Origin of the sequence: Sinorhizobium sp. CB7 (genome assembly GCF_041357635.1) — a bacterium.
GTDB lineage: Bacteria > Pseudomonadota > Alphaproteobacteria > Rhizobiales > Rhizobiaceae > Rhizobium.
The window spans coordinates 308594-329331 of sequence record NZ_JAULLL010000001.1 but is presented as its reverse complement, the minus strand read 5'-3'; the positions used below and the strand labels follow the sequence as shown (position 1 = coordinate 329331).

The 20738-nt window shown below is 61.0% G+C and carries 17 protein-coding genes and 1 pseudogene; 11 read left to right on the top strand and 7 right to left on the bottom strand.

What is annotated here, in order from left to right:
• Positions 1–33: 33 nt before the first annotated feature.
• Complete coding sequence (locus AAE029_RS01550) at positions 34–1197, top strand: fumarylacetoacetate hydrolase family protein (protein ID WP_371071022.1); 1164 nt, start codon at positions 34–36, stop codon at positions 1195–1197.
• 227 nt (positions 1198–1424) lie between these two features.
• Positions 1425–1678: pseudogene (locus tag AAE029_RS01545) on the top strand (type II toxin-antitoxin system prevent-host-death family antitoxin).
• A 3-nt stretch (positions 1679–1681) separates the two neighbouring features.
• Here the strand turns inward: AAE029_RS01545 and AAE029_RS01540 are convergent.
• Entirely contained in the window at positions 1682–3013 is a 1332-nt protein-coding gene (locus tag AAE029_RS01540) for an NAD(P)/FAD-dependent oxidoreductase (protein ID WP_371071021.1), read from the bottom strand.
• A gap of 176 nt (positions 3014–3189) precedes the next feature.
• Positions 3190–3507: a nuclear transport factor 2 family protein gene (locus AAE029_RS01535; protein WP_371071020.1), complete on the bottom strand. Its 318-nt coding sequence runs from the start codon at positions 3505–3507 to the stop codon at positions 3190–3192.
• Positions 3508–3778: 271 nt separating this feature from the next.
• On the opposite strand from AAE029_RS01535, the gene AAE029_RS01530 reads away from it, so the two are divergent.
• Entirely contained in the window at positions 3779–6061 is a 2283-nt protein-coding gene (locus tag AAE029_RS01530; RefSeq protein ID WP_371071019.1) for a CDC48 family AAA ATPase, read from the top strand.
• Between the two features lie 68 nt (positions 6062–6129).
• On the opposite strand, the gene AAE029_RS01525 is transcribed toward AAE029_RS01530, so the two are convergent.
• Both AAE029_RS01525 and AAE029_RS01520 read right to left on the bottom strand, forming a co-directional pair.
• Entirely contained in the window at positions 6130–9288 is a 3159-nt protein-coding gene (locus AAE029_RS01525) for an efflux RND transporter permease subunit (RefSeq protein WP_371071018.1), read from the bottom strand.
• A complete protein-coding gene (locus tag AAE029_RS01520) occupies positions 9288–10448 on the bottom strand; it encodes an efflux RND transporter periplasmic adaptor subunit (RefSeq protein WP_371071017.1) in 1161 nt (386 codons plus the stop codon). Before AAE029_RS01520 ends, AAE029_RS01525 begins: the two co-directional genes overlap by 1 nt.
• Before the next feature lie 107 nt (positions 10449–10555).
• Here AAE029_RS01520 and AAE029_RS01515 point away from each other — a divergent pair, with 107 nt between their 5' ends.
• A complete protein-coding gene (locus AAE029_RS01515; protein WP_371071016.1) occupies positions 10556–11191 on the top strand; it encodes a TetR family transcriptional regulator in 636 nt (211 codons plus the stop codon).
• Between the two features lie 40 nt (positions 11192–11231).
• On the opposite strand, the gene AAE029_RS01510 is transcribed toward AAE029_RS01515, so the two are convergent.
• On the bottom strand, positions 11232–11852 hold the full coding sequence (locus AAE029_RS01510; RefSeq protein ID WP_371071015.1) for a TetR/AcrR family transcriptional regulator: 621 nt from the start codon (positions 11850–11852) through the stop codon (positions 11232–11234).
• A gap of 78 nt (positions 11853–11930) precedes the next feature.
• Here AAE029_RS01510 and AAE029_RS01505 point away from each other — a divergent pair, with 78 nt between their 5' ends.
• Entirely contained in the window at positions 11931–12905 is a 975-nt protein-coding gene (locus tag AAE029_RS01505; RefSeq protein WP_371071014.1) for an alpha/beta fold hydrolase, read from the top strand.
• Between the two features lie 111 nt (positions 12906–13016).
• Here the strand turns inward: AAE029_RS01505 and AAE029_RS01500 are convergent, their stop codons facing one another.
• The gene (locus tag AAE029_RS01500) at positions 13017–14216 is read right to left on the bottom strand and encodes an MFS transporter (RefSeq protein WP_371071013.1); all 1200 of its coding nucleotides are present in this window, start codon (positions 14214–14216) and stop codon (positions 13017–13019) included.
• Positions 14217–14332: 116 nt separating this feature from the next.
• Between AAE029_RS01500 and AAE029_RS01495 the strand changes: the two genes are divergently transcribed.
• From AAE029_RS01495 to cueR, 3 genes are all read left to right on the top strand, one after another.
• Positions 14333–15163, top strand: coding sequence for a helix-turn-helix transcriptional regulator (locus AAE029_RS01495; protein WP_371071012.1), 831 nt, complete (start codon positions 14333–14335; stop codon positions 15161–15163).
• A gap of 89 nt (positions 15164–15252) precedes the next feature.
• Entirely contained in the window at positions 15253–17763 is a 2511-nt protein-coding gene (locus AAE029_RS01490; protein ID WP_371071011.1) for a heavy metal translocating P-type ATPase, read from the top strand.
• Positions 17764–17773: 10 nt separating this feature from the next.
• A complete protein-coding gene (gene cueR / locus AAE029_RS01485) occupies positions 17774–18175 on the top strand; it encodes a Cu(I)-responsive transcriptional regulator (protein ID WP_371071010.1) in 402 nt (133 codons plus the stop codon).
• Positions 18176–18230: 55 nt separating this feature from the next.
• Here the strand turns inward: cueR and AAE029_RS01480 are convergent, their stop codons facing one another.
• On the bottom strand, positions 18231–18422 hold the full coding sequence (locus tag AAE029_RS01480; RefSeq protein WP_371071523.1) for a type II toxin-antitoxin system VapB family antitoxin: 192 nt from the start codon (positions 18420–18422) through the stop codon (positions 18231–18233).
• A 175-nt stretch (positions 18423–18597) separates the two neighbouring features.
• Here AAE029_RS01480 and AAE029_RS01475 point away from each other — a divergent pair, with 175 nt between their 5' ends.
• The 3 genes from AAE029_RS01475 to AAE029_RS01465 are packed head-to-tail and all read left to right on the top strand — an operon-like array spanning position 18598 to position 20623.
• Positions 18598–19137 (top strand): sigma-70 family RNA polymerase sigma factor, encoded by a 540-nt coding sequence (locus tag AAE029_RS01475; RefSeq protein ID WP_371071009.1) that lies wholly within the window; start codon positions 18598–18600, stop codon positions 19135–19137.
• Positions 19124–19894: an anti-sigma factor gene (locus AAE029_RS01470; protein ID WP_371071008.1), complete on the top strand. Its 771-nt coding sequence runs from the start codon at positions 19124–19126 to the stop codon at positions 19892–19894. The genes AAE029_RS01475 and AAE029_RS01470 overlap by 14 nt, the downstream gene beginning before the upstream one ends.
• 21 nt (positions 19895–19915) lie before the next feature.
• Positions 19916–20623 (top strand): Bax inhibitor-1/YccA family protein, encoded by a 708-nt coding sequence (locus tag AAE029_RS01465; protein ID WP_371071007.1) that lies wholly within the window; start codon positions 19916–19918, stop codon positions 20621–20623.
• Positions 20624–20738 lie beyond the last annotated feature (115 nt).

Sequence of the window (20738 nt, the reverse complement as noted above, 5' to 3'; positions counted from 1 at the left end):
TCCGCCGTGCAGCATATTGGGAGGTTCTTGCAGATGTCGTTTCCTATTCTCGATTCCACTTCCGCCGGTGGCCTGTTTGTTGGCCGTGTCTGGAATCCGGACGTATCCGGGCCAAGTCTCGTCGCGCTGCGCGACGGCCAGCTGGTCGATATCACCTCGCCTCAGGCCCCGACACTCTCCGCGCTTCTGGAGAAGGACGATGCCGCCGGTTTTGTCCGTGCCGCATCCGGCAAGGTGCTGGGCTCTCTGGAGGCGATTGCCGCCAACAGTTCCGCCGACAAGCCGGACCCGGCCCTGCCTTCCCTTCTTGCTCCCGCCGACCTGCAGGCAATCAAGGCCTGCGGCGTCACTTTTGCCCAATCCATGATCGAGCGCGTCATCGAAGAGAAGGCCGCCGGCAACCCGGATCGCGCCGCCGGGATACGCGAGCGCGTCGGCACGCTGATCGGCGGCAGCCTCAACAACATCAAAGCCGGTTCGCCGGAAGCGGCCAAGGTCAAGCAGGCGCTGATCGAGGAAGGCATGTGGTCGCAATATCTGGAAGTCGGCATCGGTCCGGATGCGGAAGTCTTCTCGAAGTCGCCGGTCCTCTCCTCGGTCGGCTGGGGTGCCGCCGTCGGCCTGCACCCGATCTCGACCTGGAACAATCCGGAGCCTGAAATCGTGCTCGCCGTCAACAGCCGCGGCGAGATCAAGGGAGCAACGCTCGGTAACGACGTCAACCTGCGCGACGTCGAGGGGCGCTCGGCCCTGCTGCTCGGCAAGGCGAAGGATAACAACGCCTCCTGTGCGATCGGCCCGTTCCTTCGGCTCTTCGATGCAAGCTACGGACTTGACGATATCAGGCGCGCCGAGCTCGATCTCACCGTGACCGGCAACGATGGTTTCGTGCTCCATGGCAAGAGCTCGATGTCTCAGATCAGCCGCGATCCGACCGATCTCGTCAAGCAGACCTGCGGCGCGCATCACCAATATCCGGACGGCTTCATGCTGTTCCTCGGCACGCTTTTCGCGCCGACCCAGGATCGCGACGCTCCGAACCAGGGCTTCACCCATAAGATCGGCGACCGCGTCGAGATCGCATCGGCCGGCCTCGGCACGCTCGTCAACACGGTGCGACTTTCCACGGAATGCCCGCCCTGGACCTTCGGCATTTCGGCGCTGATGACTAATCTTGCAAGGCGTAAGCTGCTATAGGTTCAAGCTCATTTCAGGCGAAGTGGGATGCTAACAGGCGCCATCGGATTGGCGATCAAGGCGGATGGCGCCTATGTCTTAGCTGCCGGGCACGCGAACGGCTTCGAGGCATCATCGCCAAACATAGGGATCATCTCTATCGTGCGCCCTCGATCGCGGGAATTCTGGCCTTGACCCGTCGGTAGTTGGCACTATCAGCTAGACAGTCTACTAGGGAGCTTCCATTTATGGAATGGCAGTGGAAGAAGCGTTGAACCGGTTTTCCAAGGTGGTGCAGAAAGCCCACCTCGAAGGTCCGCAGATCGTTACCCTGCGCGGTGAACGCGCGGCCGTCGTGCTGTCCGCCAGCGATTATGATGCGCTGCGCGCCGGCCGGCCGACGCTCGTCGACGATCTGCTTTCCGGCCCAGCATGGGATGACGAACTCGCAGATGCGGTCGCTCAACGTGCGCGAGCCTCGAATCGCGACCGCCTGATTTAGCTCTCAATGCCCAGTCATCAGGCTAATTTTGGAGCCATCCGAAAATCGGGACAGCCGAAACGCGGTAGGATCAACGACCGGCATACGGCCGGTTACGAGGTCGGCCATCAATCGGCCGGCCGCAGGTCCGATGCCGAAGCCATGTCCTGAAAATCCTGTGGCAATGAAGAAACCGGGAGTGCTCTCAACCTCAGAGATCACCGGTATGGCATCTGGCGTTACGTCGATGTAACCGGCCCAGCGTTGGGCGATTCGGGCCTGCTCGAAAGCAGGGAATGCCTTCCTCAGTTCGGCAAAAGCTCTGTTCGAGAAATCCTTTGAGGGGACGGGATCGAGAATCCGGTTGTACTCGAACGGGCTTGCCTCATCCATCGACCACTGCCTGGGGATGCGGGCCTCGTCAATGAATCGTGCGCCGAGGCGAAAGCGCAGCGAGCGCCATTCCGACCGGAAAGCCGGCAGGAATTGGCGACCGTACCGAAACGATGCGGGGACGATATCGACGATATTGTCGTAGCCGGAGGCGATCGTATATCCGCCGTCCTGGCGCTTTCGGAAAGCAAAGTCCTTTGCCCACATCGTCTGTTCGGGTCCACCCTCGACAGGGTGGGTGCGCAGTACTGTGTTCATGACCTTCAATTGCGGGAAATGAATGCCAAAACGGCCCGAAAACAAATTCGACCATGCACCGCCCGCAAGAACAGCGGCGCGGCAGGAAATGGGACCACGTTCGGTGATCACTCCCGATATAGCCCCGGCGGAAAGCTCGATGCCACGGACCGCGCATTCTGTGAGTATCGTCGCCCCTTTGTCGCGGGCTGCTTCTGCGATCGCCGGCGCTGCACGCTGCGGCTCGGCTCGGCCATCGGCCGGGGTATAGAGTGCGCCATGCAAGTCGAGGCGAGAACCGGGATTCATGTTGCGGAACTCGGCCGGCGTCAACATGCGAGCCTCGATCTGGAGCGGCTCGAGATGGCGCCGCCATCGGTCATGCTCCTCCAGCTCCTTGGCGCTCGCGCAGGTGAAAATGATGCCCGCGCGAACAAAGCCGGTATCGCGCCCGGTCCGCCTGTCGAGGTTGTCCCAAATTCGCAAGGACTCAGCCATCAGCGGAACCTCGCGCGGATCACGCATGGCGATCCGCACCCAGCCCCAGTTACGGCTCGACTGCTCTCCGCCGATTACGCCCTTCTCGCACAGGACGACCCTGACGCCTCGCTCTGCCAGCTCCAGAGCCGTTGCCGCTCCAATAATTCCCCCGCCGATAACGACCACATCGGCGTCAGTGGGCTTCTCTTCATCGCCTCGAACGGGAACAACGCTGGGGCCTGGCATGAATCACCTCCGGAAAGGAAATGATGAAGGGATACAGCCTTGCCGTTTGATTGTTCAAGTCGCGGCACCGTATGTTCAGGGTAGTGCCGGAAAGGGACGATGTGGCGCCCGAGGCCGAAGGTGCGCTTCAGCCCATATTCTTCGAGCCGGCATGGCGCCGACAAGACCATTCTGTCCTAGGCTCTGATCTTCAAATTTGAAATAAGCGGACCATTCATCTCGAAGGAAAAGGTGCTGGGTCCGGTGAAGCCTTCTCCGTCGACCACGACGTCCATGGAGACGACATTGCCGTTCTCCTCGGTCGACTTCAGTTCAAATGTTGCATCCACGCCGATCAGCTCTTCATCCGACCACGCGCGGATCTCCTGGCGGCCGCTAAACACCCGCCCCCAATCATCGACAGCGCCATCTTCTTCGAAAAGCGACAGAAAACGATCGGTATCATGTTGGTTGACCGCCGTTATCACGGCACAAACGATTGCGGGAACAGTCATTGGAACCCTCCTTCAAAACAGGACCAAGGTAGTTCACCACGCCAAGGCTGAAACCATACTTTGATATAGTAGCCGTGGAGGCGTTCGGAGCCTAAAAGGGGAGATTTTGCGGCTTCGCGGAGAAAACCGAGCCCTTCCGCGCCGAGGAGAAACATGACTTTGGAACTTCTAAGAGAGCTGACAGGAAGTTTCAATGGCTCAAGTGCCCCTTTCCATCGCGCCGTAAAGTCCTAGATGGCCGAGTTGGTGGTTCTTATCGAGGTGCTCCAAAATGCCGGAAGATGTTGCCGTAGCAAAGCTGCAAGTCGCCAATATGCGTCCGCAGGATTCAGGCGGCGGATTTGCGCGTCTTGGAAGGTCGGCGATGGCCAGTATGGGTGTCCAGGAGGGCGAGATCATTGAAATCATCGGCAAGCGCCATACGGCAGCCGTGGCGGTCAGGGCCTATGACGAAGATGAAGGACTATCCATAATCAGATTGGATGGACTGCAGCGCGTGAATGCCGGCGTTTCGAGTGGAGACCATATCGAAATCAAAAAAGCTGAAGTGAAACCGGCGACGAAAGTGGTGCTTGCGCCGGCGCATAAAAACCTGCGGCTGCAGGGATCCGGCGAAGCGCTGCAGCGAACGTTTCTGAGGCGCCCCATGTTTGCCGGCGACGTCATTTCGACATCCGTGCATCAGCGCGTCAACAGGCCTGATCCCAGGGCGACAGATGATGTCTTGCGTGGCATGCTCGATTTGCCGGCCTATGGCCTCCAGGAAATACGCCTGGTGGTCGTGTCGACGCAGCCGCGTGGCATCGTCCAGATGACCGAGACCACTGAAGTCGAGCTGCGTCCTGAATTCGAAGAACCCAAGGAAGCCCGCCGCGCCGATGTAACCTATGACGACATCGGGGGATTGGGCCCATCGGTCGACCAGGTCCGTGAGATGGTCGAGCTGCCCTTGCGGCATCCGGAACTCTTTCAGCGCCTCGGCATCGATCCGCCGAAGGGTGTCCTGCTGCACGGGCCGCCCGGCACCGGCAAAACCCTTTTGGCGCGTGCGGTCGCCAATGAAACCGAAGCCAATTTCTTCCACATCGCCGGCCCGGAGATCATGGGAAGCCGCTACGGTGAATCGGAGGAGCGCCTGCGTCAGGTCTTCCAGGAGGCGTCCCAGAACGCACCGTCCATCATCTTCATCGATGAAATCGACTCTATTGCGCCAAAGCGGGAGCAGGTCACCGGCGAAGTGGAGCGCCGTATCGTCGCCCAGCTGCTGACTTTGATGGACGGCCTCGAGCCCCGACAGAATATCGTTGTGATCGGTGCCACCAATCGGCGCGATGCCATAGACGAAGCCTTGAGGCGTCCGGGTCGCTTCGATCGGGAAATTGTGATCGGCGTTCCAGATCAAACCGGCCGGAGAGAAATTCTTGCGATCCACACGCGTGGGATGCCGCTTGCCACGGACACGGATCTCGACGAGATCGCCCGCACGACCTACGGATTTGTGGGAGCCGATCTCGGAGCACTCGTTCGTGAGGCCGCCATGGACGCTCTGCGTCGTGTTCTGCCTGAGATCAACCTGCGCGAAGGCATACCGCCCGAGATTCTGGAGAAGCTCAATGTCGGGCAGGACGACTTCCTAAGTGCTATGAAGCGTATTCAACCTTCCGCCTTGAGGGAGATCATGATCCAGGCTCCCAACGTCGGCTGGAGCGACATCGGTGGTCTCGACGACGCGCAGATGCGGCTGCGCGAGGGTGTCGAACTGCCGCTCAAAGCGCCGCAGTCATTCAAGAGGATGGGAATACGGCCCGCGAAAGGCTTCCTCTTGTTCGGTCCCCCGGGAACCGGAAAGACGCTGCTCGCCAAAGCCGTCGCCCGCGAGGCCGAGGCGAACTTCGTCGCCACGAAATCATCCGACCTTCTGTCGAAATGGTACGGCGAATCGGAACAACAGGTCTCACGTCTGTTCGAGCGAGCCCGCCAGGTCGCGCCGACAGTCATTTTCATCGATGAGATCGACTCTCTCGCGCCGGTACGCGGTGTCGGTATAGGGGAGCCGGCCGTCACCGAAAGAGTGGTCAACACGCTGCTCGCGGAAATGGACGGTCTGGAGGAAATGCAGGGCATTGTCGTTCTTGCCGCAACGAACCGCCCCAACCTGCTGGACCCCGCCCTGCTGCGCCCCGGCCGTTTCGACGAGCTCGTCTATGTCCCGGTTCCCGATGCAAAGGGTCGCCGCAAGATCCTGGGCATTCATTCCCGGAACATGCCATTGGCCGATGATGTCGATCTTGATGAGCTGGCAGAGCAAACGGAGCGCTTCACCGGAGCAGACCTTGAAGATCTCACGCGGCGCGCAGGACTGATTGCCCTGCGGGAATCCCTGGATGCGGCAATCGTCAACAAGGATCACTTCCTGAAAGCGCTCTCGGAGACACGGCCGTCGGTCACGCCGGAAGTCGAGCGAGAGTACGAGGAAATGGTTCGGACCCTGAGACAGGAGGGACCGCGCCGCAGGGAGATCGGCTTTGTGCCGTTGCGGCAGGCTCCGGAATAGGTCAGACTGTGAAATGAGCCATGGCTGCCTGCGCAGACTGTTGCGGCAGGCAGTCTGAACCTTGCAGGTTACACGGCCGATTCCTTCGGCTCTTGTGCGATTGCCGTATGCGCTTCCTCGTCTTCGGCCGGCTTGGGCTGTTTCCAGGCAATCAGGCGGTAGAACATCGGAATGAAGAAGGTGGCGATGAAGGTCGCAGCCAGCATGCCGCCGATGACGCCCGTACCGATGGCGTGACGGCTTGCCGAACCCGCACCGGTGCTGATTGCCAGCGGCACGACACCCAGGATGAAGGCGAGCGAGGTCATGACGATCGGCCGGAAGCGCAGCCGCGCCGCTTCGATCGCCGCCTCGCCGGCGCTCATGCCCTCATGCCGTTTCAACACGGCAAATTCCACGATCAGGATGGCGTTCTTGGCCGCAAGGCCGATGAGCGTCACCATGCCGATCTGGAAGTAGACGTCGTTCGTCAGCCCACGCAGGTGCGTGGCAAGCAGCGCGCCGAACAGCGCGAAGGGGATCGCGGTAATGACGGCGAGCGGCAGGCTCCACTTCTCGTATTGGGCAGCGAGGATCAGGAACACCATGATGACGCCGAAAATCATCGCCTGCGTGCCTGCGCCGCTGGTCTCGAGTTCCTGATAGGCCGAGCCGGTCCAGGCGACCTGGAAGCCTGGAGGCAGGGTCTGCTGCGCCACCTCCTGCATCGCCTTGATGGCATCGCCGGAGGTATAGCCGGGGGCCGGATTGCCCGTGACCTTGGCCGCGTTGAAGGCGTTGTAGCGCTCGAGCTGATCCGGGCCAATGACGCGCGTGACCTTCACCAGCGTATCAAGCGGAATCATTTTGCCGCTGTCGGCGCGCACGAAAACCTGCCTGAGGTCCTCGGGCGATTCACGGAACGGCGCTTCTGACTGCAGGTTGACCTGATAGTTGCGGCCGTAGAGCGTGAAATCATTGACGTAGAGGCTGCCGAACGTCGCCTGCATGGCGTCGAAGACCGAGTTGATCGGCACGCCGAGCGCCTTCGCCTTCTCACGGTCGAGATCGGCGCGGAACTGCGGCACGCTGGTATCGAAGGTCGTGCGTACCGCAGCCAGCTCCGGCCGCTTGGATGCCGCCTCGACGAGCTTCGCCGTCTGCTCGGCGAGACCCGCGATGCCGCCACCTGTGCGGTCCTGCACGTAGACTTCGAAGCCGCCGGTCGTGCTGAGACCCATGATCGGCGGGGGGTTGAAAGCGAGCACCATGGCGTCCTTGATGCCCATGTTCATACCGATCAGCGGACCCGCAAGATTGCGCGCGTCGAGATCCGGCGTCTTGCGCTCGCTCCAGTCCTTGAGCGTGACGAAGGAGACGCCGGCGCTGGTCTTGAGCCCGCCCGACAAGAGGTCGAAACCGGAGACCGCGAAGACATTGTCGACGGCCGGATGCTTCTTCGTATTCTCCAGCGACTGGTCCATGACAGCCTGGGTCCGGGTGAGCGAGGCCGCCGGCGGCAGGATAGCGATCTCGAAGAGCACGCCCTGGTCCTCATCGGGAACGAGTGAGCCCGGCACGATGTAGAAAAGATAGCCTGTAGCACCGATCAGCAATGCGACCAGCACGACACCGAGCACGAAGCGCTTCACGAAGAAGGCCACACCCGCCGAATAGCCGTCCGTCAGCTTCTCGAAGGCGCGGTTGAAGATGCGGAAGGGCAGGATCGGTTCGTGATGGCCCGGCTTCAGGATGATGGCGCAGAGCGCCGGCGTCAGCGTCAGCGCCACGATGCCCGACAGCGTCACGGAGATCGCGATCGTCACCGCGAACTGCTTGTACATCTGCCCGGCCAACCCGCCCATGAAGGAGACCGGAATGAAGACTGCGCAGAGCACCAGGACGATGGCAACGACCGGCCCGGTCACTTCGCTCATCGCCTTGATGGCCGCCTGCTTCGGCGGCAGTTTCTCCGTCGTCATCAATCGCTCGACATTCTCGAGCACGACGATCGCATCGTCGACGACGATACCGATCGCGAGCACAAGGCCAAAGAGCGTCAGCAGATTGATGGAGAAGCCGAGCATGTACATGCCCGCAAACGAGCCGATGATCGAGATCGGCACGGCGATGACGGGAATGAGCGTCGCTCGCCAATTCTGCAGGAAGACGAAGACGACGAGCACCACGAGGACGATCGCCTCGATGAAAGTGTGAATCACTTCATCGATGGAGACCTGGATGAATTTCGTCGTGTCGTAGGGAATCTGATAGGTGATGCCTTCCGGGAAGGACTTCTGCAGCTCGTCGAGGCGGGCTTTCAGCGCCGACATCGTGTTCAGCGCATTGGCGCCCGGCTGCAGGTAGACCGCGATCGGAACGGCCGGCGTCCCGTTGAGGCTGCTTTGGATAGCGTAGCTCTTCGTCCCGAGCTCGATGCGCGCGACATCCTTCAGCCTCAGCGTCGCGGCGTTATTGGAGTCCGACCGCAGGATGATGTCGCCAAAGGCATTGACGTCGGGCAGACGTCCCTGCGTCGTTACAGTGTAGGTGAAGGCAAGCTTCTTTTCGTCTGGTTGGTCGCCGAACCTGCCGGCCGCAAACTGCGCGTTCTGCTCGCGGATCGCCGTCGCCACGTCGCTTGGCGTCAGATTATATTGCGCCAGCTTGTCGGGCCTAAGCCAGATGCGCATCGAATAATCGATATCGCCGAGCAGGTTGACGTCGCCGACACCCTGAATGCGCTTCAGGTCGTCGACAACGTTGAGGAGCGCGTAGTTGCCGACGAAGGCGCGGTCGTAGCGACTGTCGGGCGAGTACATCGCCACGAAGCCGAGGATGGACGTCGAACGCTTCGTGACGACGACGCCAAGGCGTGTCACGTCTTCGGGCAGCGTCGAGGTGGCGCGCTGAACACGGTTGTTGACGTTGATCGCCGCCTGGTCCGGGTCGGTGCCTAGCGCGAAGGTGACGGTGATCTGCATCGCGCCGCTGTTGGAATTCGTCGACTGCATGTAGAGCATGTTTTCGACGCCGTTGATCTGCTGCTCCAATGGCGCTGCAACGGTCTGGGCGACAGTCTCGGCGCTGGCGCCGGGATAGGTAGCGGAGACGACCACCTGCGGCGGCGTCAGTTCCGGATATTGCGCGATCGGCAGGATGCGCAGCGTCACGATACCCGCAAGCACGATGACGATGGAAATCACCGCCGCGAAGACGGGGCGATCAATGAAGAATCTGTGATTCATTATTTCGCCGCCACCTTATTTTCGGCCGTTGCCGCAGTGACCTGAACCGGCGCGCCGGGCCTCACCTTGATGACGCCCTCGGTGATCAGTTTGTCGCCTTCCTTGAGGCCGGAAAGGACGATCCAGTCGTCTCCGACCTTCTGGCCGAGTGTGACCGGATTGGCGCGCGCATTGCCCTTGTCATCGACGGTATAGACGAACTGGCCCTGCGGGCTCTGCATCAGCGATATTTCCGGAATGGTGATGGCGTTGTCCATGGATACACCGGTCACCGTGGCGCGGACGAACTGGCCCGGCAGCAGGCGGCGCGTCGGATTGTCGACGACGGCGCGCGCCTGCAGCGTACCGGTTTCGAGATCGATCGTGCTGGAGGTGAAGTCTACGAGACCTTCCCGATCGTAGGTGCTGCCATCGCCAAAAGAGATCTTCACGCCGAGTTTCGGCTCCTCGCCCTTGGCCTTCTTCACGTCGAGCAGATGGCGCACTTCGGCGGCCTCGCTGTCGGAAAAGGAGAAGTTGACATAGACGGGATCGAGCTGCGTGATGCTGGTCAGAAGCCCGGCATCACCGCTGGTCCCGATCAGGCTGCCTTCGGAGACCTGCTCAAGGCTGGTGATGCCGCCGATCGGCGCCGTGACCTGCGTGTAATCGAGGTTGAGCTGGGCAGTCTGTACCTGCGCCTGCGCGGCCGCAACCGCGGCTTCCGCGAGTTCTCGGGCGGAGATGGCATCGTCGCGGGTCTTCTCGCTGCTGGCGTTCTGGCCGAAGAGACTGATGTTGCGCTTTTCCTCGCGCTGCGCTTGGCTCAGTTGCGCCTGCGCCTGCTTCAACTGGGCCTGCGCCTGGGCAAGGGCGGCCGCATAGGGGGCCGGATCGATCAGGAAGAGCACGTCGCCGGCCTTGACCTCCGATCCCTCAATGAAGTTCCGCTTCAACAGAATACCGCCGACACGCGCCCGCACTTCGACCTGCCGGTAGGCGGCGATGCGCGCTGCATATTGATAGGTCAGCGGCACGGTCGCAGGCTTGACATCCATGACAGTCACCGGCGGGGGCGGCGGTGTCTGCCCTGCCTGCTGTGCTAAGGATGCGCCTGCCGGAAGGCTGAGCGCCGCAACGAGAAAACCCCGCCGAACAATTTGCGATAGATGTAACGTCATAAAATTCACCGCGATATTGCATTGTTGCGCTGCAGCATATAAACATACATGGATGATTGTAAATATCAAAAGGGCGTGAGGCCCGGTAAAAAATTCCGGGAGACTGCATGCGCAGAACAAAGGAAGAGGCGGCAAAAACCCGCGAAGATGTGCTGGCTGCAGCGGCTCAGGTGTTCTTTGAGAATGGCGTCAGCCGATCGAGCCTCGAGGAGATCGCCAGGCGAGCCGGCGTCACCCGCGGAGCGATCTATTGGCACTTCAAGGATAAGGCCGAGGTACTGACCGCACTTCAGGCGCAGATCCGTTTTCCCCAGGAGGCCATCATCAGCAAGGCGCTGGAGCAGCATGGCCCGGACGATCCTCTCAGCATCATCGAAAGCGGAGCGACCTCCGTCCTGAATTTGCTCGCACAAGACGAACACCAGCAGCGCATTTACGCCATCATCACGCTCGGTTGCGAGGTGAGCGATGAAACGTCTGACGTCCTCTCCCGCATCGTCGCCGCAAATCGCGAGATGTATGAAAAGCTCATGGAAAAGATGAGCCTTGCCGAGGAACGGGGTTTGCTGGCGCCGGGATGGACTGCCGAGATTGCCGCCCGCGCCTTTCAATGTTCGATGAACGGCCTGCTTGCCGAATGGCTGCGCTCCAACAAGGATTTCGGCCTCGTAGAGGTCGGCGAAAGGATCGTGAAAGGACTGATCCAGTCCATGCGCCGCTGTCCTGAGCTGGTCCTTGCCTAATGTATCCGTCTGGGGGCGCCCCTTTGGATTCCTGCCGCCGTTAGTGCTCGTCGCGTCTTCTTCGGGGGTACCGACCGGCCACGCCCAAGACGACATCTTCAACAATTTCCTCCAATTCCGCTGGCGCAGCACCGTCCCGCACCTGGATCGAAATACCCTGCATGACGGCAGACAGATGGCGCGCCAGCCGCCGGACCTCATCCGGGCCTGCAAACGGCCGGAGGGCCCGTTCGATCCTATCGCGCATTACTTCACGTCGCGCGGCTGCGTCGCGGGCGAGCGCGGCGTGGTCGGGGTGACAGGCGATCATGCCGCTGGAGATCATGCAGCCACGCTCGCGATCAGGATGCGTCACGGCCCGGACCGCTCCCTCCAGCAGCGCGCGGACTGCCTCGGCCAGTGAGGTGGCCGAGCTCACCGAAGCCATATCAAGCGAACCAAAGGCTTCCTCGTAACGATCAAGGGCTTCTCGATAGAGCCCGGCCTTGCTGCCGAACGCAGCGTAAAGACTCGGCGGCGCAATCCCGATCTCCTTCGTCAGATCGCCGATCGACACACCTTCGTAACCGTGTCGCCAGAACAGCCTCATCGCCGTCTCGATCGCTTTGTCCCGATCGAAGCTCCACGGCCGCCCGCCACGTGATTTGGTATCTCGTTCCATAGCGGGCACTAAACAACCCTTGACAAACGAAGTCAAGTTAGTTGAATAGCGCTCGCTAAACAATATGGAGCGTACTCTATGGATCACTCAAGACGTTCATTCCTCGCTGGCGCCGTCGGCCTCACAGCCCTTGCCGTCCAAACCGCTTATGCCGCGCCTCAAACTGGCATGCCCTCCAGCCGTGGAACGAATTCCGACGCGGCCGGCGCCGCAGCCCCTCGGGCCGCGCGTGAGCAGTTCTTCGTCCACTCGGCCGACGGCACGGCGCTGGCTGGCGAAGCACAAGGCAACCCGCAGGCCTCCGAGATCCTCTTCATCCACGGTCTGCGCCAGAGCAGGTTGAGTTGGGAGAAGCAGTTCGCCGACGAGAGCTTGTCAGGCTTCCGGATTGTCAGCTTCGATCTGCGCGGTCACGGGGATTCCGACAAGCCGACCACGCCTGATGCCTATTCCGACGCCGATCGATGGGCCGATGACGTTGCCGCCGTGATCGCCGGCGCGAAGCTTCGCCGGCCGGTACTCGTAGGATGGTCGCTCGGCGGCTTCGTGGCCGGCGCCTATCTGCGCAAATATGGAGGCTCGCAAATCGCCGGGATCAACCTTGTCGATGCCGTCACCAAATTATCACCGGATCTCCTCACAGAGGAGGCGGCCACATTCACCCGTACCACCACGTCCCACGATCTGGCCGAGAGGACCGCGGCAACGGCCGACTTCCTCGCCGCCTGCTTCCATAAGCTGCCGACTGAGATCGAACTGCAACGCATGCTGGTCGTTAACGGCATGACGGCTCGCGCCGTGAACGAAGGCTTCGTCAAGACGGAGACGTCCGATCTCGAGCCTGTCTTCAGGGATTTCAATGGGCCGATCCTGCTCAGTCATGGCGTCCATGACCGGCTCGTCGGTATCGCGATGTCCGAACGGATCAAGGCGATCCATGCGGAAAGCCGGCTTTCGCTTTACGCGGAGAGCGGACACAGCCCCTTCTACGAAGAGCCGGTTCGGTATGGACAGGAACTTGCCGCATTCGTGAGGGCCACCAGCAAAGGCTGAGGGACCGTCGTGAGCCTGGATCGGCGAGACCGTCGGGATGGCTTGCTGATCCGCCACTGCTTTGCCGAAGCACTCTGCAGCTTTAAGCTGGCGCGCCGCTAAAAACCAGCTTTATCGATATCTGGGCAAGCGCGGCAACAGGATCGTGAACAGGCCGAGCAGCGGCAGATACGAGCAGAGCCGGTAGACGAAGGCAATGCCATGTGTATCGGCGAAGTCTCCGAGGAACGCCGCACCAAGACCGCCGGCTCCGAAGGCGAAACCGAAGAAGATCCCCGCGATCAGCCCGACCCGGCCGGGTACGAGCTCCTGCGCAAAGACGACGATGGCGGAGAAGGCGGAAGCGAAGATAAGGCCGATGACGACGCTCAGCACGCCCGTCCAGAAGAGGTTGGCATAGGGCAGCATCAGCGCGAAGGGAATGACGCCGAGGATCGAGAACCAGATCACAAAGCGCGCGCCGAAACGGTCGCCGATCGGTCCGCCGAGGAATGTCCCGGCAGCGACGGATCCCAGGAAGAGGAAGAGCATCAGCTGCGCGTCGCGCACGGCGAGATGGAACTTGTCGATCACATAGAAGGTGAAGTAGCTCGATATGCTCGCCATGTAGACATTCTTCGTCGCCGTCAGCAGGACGAGGATGAGCAGAGCCCAGATGATCTTGCTCTGCGGCAACGGCAAGGCTCGGCTAGCGGCCGGTTTCCCTGCACTTTGGCGTCGATGGCTCATATACCAGTTACCGACCCAGCTCAGCACCACCATGCCCAGCATGGCGATCGCCGCGAACCAGGCAACGCTGTGCTGCCCAAAGGGCAGGACAATGAAGGCAGCAAGCAGCGGGCCGATGGCCTGGCCGGCATTGCCGCCGACCTGGAACAGCGACTGCGCCAGTCCATGGCGGCCGCCGGACGCAAGGCGCGCTATCCGCGAGGATTCCGGGTGGAAAACCGCCGAACCGAAGCCGATCAGGCTCGCGGCAACGAGGAGCAGCTCGAAACTGCCGGCATTGCCGAGCAGGATCAGGCCACAGAAGGTGCTCGCCATGCCGACCGGCAAGGAGTACGGCATCGGCCACCGATCCGTGACGATGCCGACGAGCGGCTGCAGCAGAGATGCCGTCACCTGAAACGTCATCGTCAGGAGACCGATCTGGACGAAGTCGAGGTTGTAATTGGCCTTGAACAGCGGATAGAGCGAGGCGAGAAGCGACTGCATGATATCGTTCAGCAGGTGACAAAAGCTCACCGCGAACAGAATGGACAACGTCGTCTTTTCGAACCGGGCCTTAGTGTCCGGAAATGCCGCAACCATCAGATATTCCCTTCTGCGCGGAAATCTTTCGGTCCGCACTGCTGCATCCGCTTTTACCCGCCTTGCCGCTGACCTGCTTTTGTGTTTTGGTCCACTTCTTTCTCGATCGGGCCAAAATGGAAAAGCTTTCGCAGCAACTGCTGGCGACCCTCAACAGCGACCATGATCGCAACATGCGCTGGATGGAGGAGTCGCCCGCCGATGTCCTGGTTCACAGCGCCGAACCGCCGCACGGTTACGTCGTTCCGGAACACAGCCACCGGCGCACGCAGCTGCTCTGTGTCTTTGCCGGCGTGGTCCTGGTCGCGACCGCGCGAGGGCGGTGGATGATCCCTCCAGGACATGCTCTTCTCATTCCCCATGGCCTGCCACACTCGGTGGAAATGCTGAGCGACGTCAGCATGAAATCGGTCTACATCATGCCGCGTGACGATTCGGCGCGCGACGAGACGCCGAAGGTGCTCGAAGTAACCGAACTCGCCCGCAGTCTTCTTCTCGAGGCGATCCGTTTGCAGGAGGCGCAGGCTGCGAACCGCAAGGCCGAGCTTGTCCTGTCACTGCTTGTCGAGGAGATAGCAACCCTTGAGGAGCGCCCCCTCGGGCTCCCCTTCCCCGCAGACAGACGTCTCGCGGCACTCTGTCGTGCCTATATGGAGGCCCCGTCGCCGAATGCGCGACTGGACGACTGGGCCGAACGGCTGGCGATGAGCCGTAGGACCTTCACCCGTCTCTTTCGCAAGGAGACTGGTATCAGCTTCGTGACCTGGCGCCAGCAGGCGAGCGTCTTTGCCTGCCTGCCGCAGCTCGCCGAAGGCTCGCCCGTAACCCATGTCGCGCTCGAAGCCGGCTATGAAAGTGTCGCTGCCTTCACGACGATGTTCCGCCGAATGCTCGGGACATCGCCGCGAACCTACATGGTCAGCCGCCGCTCTTTCGAACATCATTGAACTGCCGGCGATTTTCCGCTTGACCTTCCAGTTGCTGGAAGGTTCATAAACATGTCCGACTGCTCGAAACCGGGCATGTGGAGACATCTATGAACAGCAACCACGACCATCACCATCACGAACACAATCATCATGATCACCCGGACCACGGTCATGTACCCGTCGGTACGGTAGTGCGCGATCCGGTCTGCGGCATGATGGTCGATCCGAATGCGGGCAAGCCCTCGCTCGAATATAATGGCCACACCTATCATTTCTGCTGCGACGGCTGCCGGAAGAAATTCGAGGCAGTTCCCGAGGATTTCCTGACGGCAAAGGATCCCGTCTGCGGCATGAGCGTCAACCGCGCAACCGCAGGGCATTTCCTGAAGCATGAGGGTGAGAAATTCTATTTCTGCTCGGCGGGCTGCCAGGCGAAGTTCGAAACCGACCCGGCAAGCTATCGTGACGGCAACAGACCTGCGGCGAAGCCTATGCCCAAAGGCACGCTCTACACCTGCCCGATGCATCCGGAGGTCGTCTCCGATCACCCCGGCGATTGCCCGAAATGCGGCATGGCGCTGGAGCAGATGGGTGTGCCTGCCGGTGACGAAGGCCCGAACCCGGAGCTTGTCGATTTCACCCGACGCCTGTGGATCAGTGCCGGTCTTTCGATACCCTTGCTCCTTCTTGCCATGGGGCCGATGGTCGGCCTGCCTTTCCGCGAATCTATCGGTGAACCGCTGGCGAGCTGGATCGAACTCGCACTGGCGACGCCCGTCGTCCTCTGGGCAGCCCAGCCCTTCTTCCGCCGAGCCTTGGCCTCCATTGCCAATCGCAGCCCAAACATGTGGACGCTGATCGGTCTCGGCGTCGGCGCCGCCTATCTCTACAGCGTGGTTGCAACGCTGGCCCCAGACCTTTTTCCGCACGGCTTCCGCAGCCATGGCGGTGCCGTTCCCGTCTATTTCGAAGCCGCGGCGGTCATTGTTGCTCTCGTCTTCGTCGGCCAGGTGCTGGAACTGAAGGCTCGTGAGCGAACGGGATCGGCCATCCGCGCCCTCCTCGACCTTGCGCCGAAAACGGCAAGGCGCATCACATCGGATGGTAAGGAGATCGACGTACCGGTCGAAGATATCGTTGTCGGCGACCGGCTGCGCATTCGCCCCGGCGAGCGCGTGCCGGTGGACGGATCGGTCGTGGAAGGGCAATCGACGGTCGATGAATCGATGATCACCGGCGAGCCGCTTCCGGTCGAAAAGATAGCCGGCGATATGCTGACCGGCGGCACTATCAACCGCAACGGTGCCCTTGTGATGACCGCCGAAAAGGTCGGCGCCGACACCATGCTGTCGCGCATCGTCGACATGGTTGCGAAGGCCCAGCGTTCCCGCGCGCCTATTCAGGGCATGGCGGATCGCGTCTCGGCCGTCTTCGTGCCCGCCGTCGTCGCCGTGGCCATCGTCGCCTTTCTCGTCTGGGCCTTCGTCGGTCCCGAACCACGGCTGGCCAACGGCCTGCTGGCGGCTGTCGCGGTCCTCATCATCGCCTGCCCCTGCGCACTTGGTCTCGCGACCCCCATGTCGATCATGATTGCCACCGGACGCGGGGCGCAGGCGGGCGTTCTGATCCGGGATGCGGAAGCGCTGGAACGTTTTGCAAAGGTCGATACGCTGATCGTCGACAAGACCGGCACGCTGACCGAAGGCAAGCCCAACCTGACCGACGTCGAGACCATTGGCGACATAAATGACAAGGATCTCCTGACCCTCGCCGCCAGCCTCGAACGCGGATCGGAGCATCCCTTGGCGGAGGCGATCGTCGCAGGCGCCGAGGAGCGCGGTATCCGGCTCATCGACATAAGCCATTTCGAAGCCAGGACGGGCAAGGGCGTTGAGGGCCGCACCGGAAATAAGGCGGTTGCGCTCGGTAATGCCGCGATGATGAACGATCTCAATATCGACCCGGCGCCCTTGCGGGATCGTACGGAAGAATTGCGCGGCGGAGGCAAGACCGTGATGTTCGTCGCCGTCGATGGAAGGCTCGCTGGCCTCGTTGCCGTCGCCGATCGCATCAAGCCGACGACTGCCGCCGCGATCAAGGCGCTGCATGACAGCGGCCTCAAGATCATCATGGCGACCGGTGACAATGCGCGCACCGCGAAAGCGGTCGCTACCAGCCTCGGCATCGACGAAATACGCGCCGACATCCTGCCGGAGGGAAAGAAGGCGCTTATCGACGAACTGCGCGCAAGGGGCGCGGTCATCGCCATGGCCGGCGACGGCGTCAATGATGCGCCCGCGCTCGCCGCTGCCGATGTCGGCATCGCCATGGGCACGGGGGCTGATGTTGCGATGGAAAGCGCCGGTATTACATTGGTGAAAGGCGATCTCAACGGCATCGTCCGCGCCCGGCACCTTTCGGAGGCGGCGATCCGCAACATCAAGCAGAACCTCGCCTTCGCCTTCGGATACAACGCCCTCGGCATCCCGCTTGCCGCCGGTGTTCTCTATCCGGTCTTCGGCTGGTTGCTCTCGCCGATGATTGCCGCCGCCGCCATGAGCCTGTCCTCCGTCTCGGTCATCGCCAATGCGCTGAGGCTGCGGATGGAGAAATTGTAGGAGAACGAGAATGAACATCGGTGAAGCATCGGATCGCTCCGGCCTGCCGGCTAAGACCATCCGCTATTACGAGGATATCGGCCTCATCCGTCCCGATCGGACGGAGAACGGCTATCGCGACTATGGCAGCGCCGATGTCCACAAGCTGCGCTTTCTGCACCGTTCTCGAGGACTCGGCTTTTCCGTGGAGGAATGCCGCCAGTTGCTCGCGCTCTATGAAGACAAGAGCCGGGCGAGTGCCGACGTCAAGGAAATCGCGCAGATAAAGCTGTCCGAAATCGACCGCAAGATCCGTGAATTGACGGAGCTGCGGCGCACGCTGGAACATCTCGTCCATGCCTGCCATGGCAACGAGCGGCCGGATTGCCCCATCCTGGAGGAACTTTCGGACGGCAAGGCCGCAACTTCTTGAAAAGCTTGCATGATGATGATGATGATGATGGCGGATCACCACACATCAACGAACATCAGTAACCACCACCCAGATCGTCGAAAAACATCTTGTCAGCGGCAACGCCGGCATCGGGATAGGCTGCAATCCGGTCGCGAAGCGCTTTCAGACGCTCCCACAACGGAATGACGTCATCGGTGCGGCGCAATTCACTTTCGAGGGCAATCCTGACCGCCTCGGTCTTGTTGATTTTGCTTTTTTCCGCCAGCTCGTTGACGTGCTCATTTCAGATGTTAAGGGGCATGATCGATAGTCCCTGGCAGACGTAAAGATGTGTCGTCTACACACAATTGCTACTGGCTTGATGAACGCAATTTCTAGCCTTCGGAAAAAATTCTCTGGTCGCGGGGAATAAAAATTTCACAGCTTCCGTATACTCGGGTATGGAACGCAAGGAACGCCCATTCGATGTTATTGGACAGCTCGCAACGCTGAGGCGTTATGCGCGCTCGCTCGTCAAGAATTCCGACGATGCCGAAGATCTCGTGCATGATGCGCTGCTGCGCGCCTATGAGCGCAAGAAGACCTTCAGGCACGGCGCCAATCTTCGCAACTGGCTGCTCTCTATCCTGCACAATGTGCATATCGACAGGCTGCGCAAGACGCGCTCGCTGACCCGGCGGCATGACGAAGCCGCCGTCGAGGCGGAGCAATCCCTGCCCGCTGCACAGGACCATGTCGTTCGCCTGCAGCAGGTCCGTGACGCGTTTTACGGTTTGCCGGAGGAACAGCGCGAAGCGCTCCATCTGGTCGCAATCGAGGATCTTTCCTATCAGGAAGCGGCGAATGCCCTTGGCATTCCCGTCGGAACCCTGATGTCACGCATTTCACGGGCCCGCGCCCAGCTTAGGGAGTTCGAGGAAAAGACACCCCGCGTCTCGCATCTGAGGCTCATAGGAGGGAACGGCAATGAAAACAGTTGATCCGATCATCGACGCCGATCTCGACGCCTATGTGGATGGTGAACTCGACGTGGCGCGGCGCATCCAGGTGGAATCCTACCTCTCGGAAAACCCGGCCATTGCGGCAAAGGTCATGGCCGATCTCAGCCTGAAGGGTGAGCTGCGCCTGGCGCTGGCCGGCGAGAGCGTTCCCGGGCGGCCCGAAACGCGTGATGCCGCACGCCGGCTGGAACGCGGGCTGTCTTATGGTCGTGTGCTGAATTCCTTTCAGAAAGTAGCGGCCGTCGGACTTCTGGTGACGGCCGGATGGATCGCACACACCTCGTTCGGCGCCTTCACTGCGACCGAGGTCGCCGCTTCGGTGCCGGCGCCGGCCTTTGTCGAGGATGCCGTCAGGGCCTATCAGACGACTTTGCTGCGCGAACATATTCCGGCGCATGCCCATACGACGACCTACAGCGCCGAGGAAGTCCGCGCCGCGACCGCCATCGTCATGCCCGAGCTGCCGAAGAATTGGACGGCATCCGATGTGCAGATCTACCCGTCGGATTTCGGCCCCAGCGTCGAAATGGCGATCTCGGCGGACAACGGCGAACGGCTGTCTCTCTTTGCGGTACGCCCGGGCACCTTTGCGGTCCAGAGCGTTCATCATTTGGCCGTCAGCGGTGTCGAGGCAGCCTACTGGCAAATCGGTGACGTCGCCTATGCGCTGATTGCCACCGGAAACAAGACAAATCTGGACGAGGCGGCCGGAAGGCTCGCCCGCACCCTGTACTGATCTCAAAGTGAGGAGATAGATATGAATCCGCAATACGGTTACGGCTCGGGCGCAGTCTCCCAGGCCCAATTCGACGAAGGCCTGCGCCAGCATATGCTGCGCGTCTATAACTATATGGGTCTCGGCCTCGTCATCACCGGCATCGTTGCCTTCATCGTCGGCAGCACGCCCGCCCTTTACGTGCCGATCTTCTCCACACCGCTGAAGTGGGTGGTGATGCTGGCTCCACTTGCCTTCGTCTTCTTCTTCTCGTTCCGCATACAGACGATGTCGGCAAGCGCCGCACAGATGACCTTCTGGGCCTTCTGCGCCGTCATGGGCCTGTCGCTCGCCTCCGTCTTCCTGGTCTTCACCGGCACGAGCATCGCGCGGACCTTCTTCATTGCCGCCACCATGTTCGGCGCGACGAGCCTTTACGGCTACGCGACCAAGCGTGACCTGTCGCGGTTCGGTTCGTTCCTGATGATGGGCCTGATTGGCGTAATTATCGCCGGCATCGTCAACATCTTCCTGGGCTCCAGCGCGCTGCAGTTCGCGATCTCCGTCATCGGTATCGTCGTCTTCGTCGGCCTGACGGCATGGGACACCCAGAACATCAAGGAACAGTATTCGGAAAACTTCGGTCAGGAAGCGAACCAGAAGCTCGCCGTTTTCGGTGCGCTGTCGCTCTACCTGAACTTCGTAAACATCTTCCAGCTCCTCCTCAGCTTTACGGGAGAGCGGGAGTAAAGTTCGCGCTTCAGGGGGTATAGAAGCGCGGCAGCGCCCGATCCATTCATGGCGAGAGTGGATGGTTTCGGGCGCTTTGCCATCCGATCCGGGGCAGGTGGGTTACGGCGCACCT